Raw genomic sequence first — 692 nt, forward strand, 5'->3', positions numbered from 1 at the left:
CAAAACAACTTACATGCAGCTTAAATTGTGGCAGCCACTGATTGACCTAATGCCACAACTGGCGAAAGCAAAGCTAGTAACGGAAGAAGAGCAAGCAGAACTGATTCAGAAAGCACAATGTGGTTTACTGCATGAAGTCGCGCAACAACAAGGTAGCGAAGGGCTAATTTCTCATTGGAACAGTCTGGCTCGTAAAGTGAAGCAAGACACGCATCTTATTGCTTGTTTTGCACGTGAGCTTATCGCTCGTAAAGCCGATACCGAAGCCTTTACCGTACTAAAAGAAGCACTGAAAAAGCAGCCTGAACCAGAACTTTACCAACTACTGCCAGACTTAAACCTACCAGATATCCATCCTGTAGTAGTCTTCCTAGAAGGCGTAGTAAAGAAAGAATCTGACAACGCAGCGGCACACAGCGCTCTAGCACACTTCTACTTCCGTCAAGAGAAATGGCAACAAGCTCAGGAGCACTTTGAAATAGCTCTAAAACTTCGCTCAGACGTATCTGACTATGCTTTCCTAGCAGACACACTAGAGAAGCAAAATCTAACCAAAGCAGCTCATGAAGTCTCTCGTAAAGCTCTGATGCTGGTTCAGCACGACTAACCAGTAACAACATTATCAAGCCGACAGTTTACTGTCGGCTTTTTATTGCCTGCCATTTATCCATAACCATCAACACGTATTAAAT

1 pseudogene is annotated in these 692 nt (G+C 43.9%); it reads left to right on the forward strand.

Annotated features, from left to right (window positions below):
• A pseudogene (locus R7R78_RS26495) lies at window positions 1–607 on the forward strand (heme biosynthesis protein HemY); the annotation flags it as partial.
• Between the last annotated feature and the right edge of the window lie 85 nt (window positions 608–692).

The organism is Vibrio sp. 2134-1 (assembly GCF_033339495.1).